The organism is Carnobacterium sp., from assembly GCF_032094055.1.
In the GTDB taxonomy this organism is placed as follows: Bacteria; Bacillota; Bacilli; order Lactobacillales; family Carnobacteriaceae; genus Carnobacterium_A.
Window position 1 is genome coordinate 5,115 of sequence record NZ_DAMDAK010000104.1, and the last position, 1,427, is coordinate 6,541.

Sequence of the window (1,427 nt, forward strand, 5' to 3'; positions counted from 1 at the left end):
CGCTAACATCATTACGTACACTGGCTAACGCCATTTGCCGTTCATTTTCAATTTCTTTTTTTGCATCCATTTTTAATCGAGAGGCTTCTGCTCTGGCTGCGGCCAATAAGTCTTTTTCTGCGCTTTCAGCAGATTCTCTAGCTTTGTTTAACACTGTGGCTGCTTCTGCCCGTGTCTTATCTAATTTTTCTTGACGTTCTGCAGCTAGGCGTTCAGCTTCGTTTTTGGCAATTTCAGCATTTTCTATGTTACTTGCAATGTTTTGTTCCCGTTGTTCCATAATATTCATCAACGGTTTCCATGCAAATTTCTTTAATAAAACCATCAAGAGTAAAAACGATACTAGTACAACAATTGTATCCCCTGCAGTTGTTGCTCCTAAAACTAACTGTTTGAACATTAATTTTCACTTCCTTCTCGTATTCAGTTTGACTATCTGCGAAAAAGGTAGAGATCCCCTTGCCAGCTCCACCCTTACCTAAAATTCATTTGATTGATGTCAGCCGGTAACTTATTTCGCCTTATTAACTAAATACAAGAATAAATGCGATAACAACTGCCATGATTGGAATAGCCTCTACTAGACCAACACCGATATACATTAACGTTTGAAGTTGACCTTTCATTTCTGGTTGACGAGCAATAGATTCGATTGTTTTTGAAATAACTCTACTTGAACCAAATGCGGCTCCGATCGCTGCACCTGCGATTGCGATTGCTGCTCCAATTAAACCCATAATAATTTCCTCCTAATTTTCAAATCATTTTTTCTTATTATTCTTACTGTGCTTCGTGTTCGACTTTGTGTGAAATATAAACCATTGTCAAAGTTGTAAAGACAAAGGCTTGAATACTTCCAATGAAGATAGAAAAACCTTGCCATACCATCTCTAACGGAACTCCTACAATCCAAGTAAAGACACCAAAACTTTGTGCTAATGTTGCAATTAAACCTAATAAGATTTCACCTGCATAAATATTTCCATAGAGCCGCAAAGCTAGTGTCAGAGTGTTTGTAAACTCTTCAAATAACTTGATCGGCAATAAGAAAGGTACTGGTCTTACGAAACTATTCATGAAATATTCTTTAAAACCTTGTTCTCTTACGCCAAAGTAGTTGGAAAGAACAATAATCATAAACGCTAAAGACAAGGTGACGATTGGATCAGCTGTTGGACTCTTCCAAAGCTGTTGCCCGTTAAGATTTAGTACCAAAGGTAACCCCATCATATTTGAAACAAATACAAACATAATCAAAGTAAATCCTAGAAGGCCAAATTTATCTCCTTGTTCTTTCGACATTGAACTAGAAATAATATTTCGAACAAAATCGACTACCCATTCAATAAAATTTTGCTTACCGGTTGGTTTAAGCTGCATGTTTCTCGTACAAATAAAAGCGACTAAAAAAACAATAACGCATGCTG

The 1,427-nt window shown here is 36.8% G+C and carries 3 protein-coding genes; all 3 read right to left on the bottom strand.

What is annotated here, in order from left to right; all coding sequences use genetic code 11:
* A partial coding sequence (gene atpF, locus RT405_RS12265) for a F0F1 ATP synthase subunit B (RefSeq protein ID WP_313470058.1) occupies window positions 1-400 on the bottom strand: 400 nt, incomplete at its 3' end.
* Between the two features lie 124 nt (window positions 401-524).
* Window positions 525-737 carry a F0F1 ATP synthase subunit C gene (atpE, locus tag RT405_RS12270; protein WP_313470059.1) on the bottom strand — a complete coding sequence of 71 codons (213 nt, stop codon included), beginning with the start codon at window positions 735-737 and terminating at the stop codon, window positions 525-527.
* A gap of 43 nt (window positions 738-780) precedes the next feature.
* Window positions 781-1,427 (bottom strand): F0F1 ATP synthase subunit A (gene atpB, locus RT405_RS12275; protein ID WP_313470060.1); only part of this gene is annotated, 647 nt, incomplete at its 5' end.

Bases quoted from the DNA above. Each gene is read 5' to 3' on its own strand.
- atpE (WP_313470059.1), bottom strand. From the start codon at position 737: ATGGGTTTAATTGGAGCAGCAATCGCAATCGCAGGTGCAGCGATCGGA.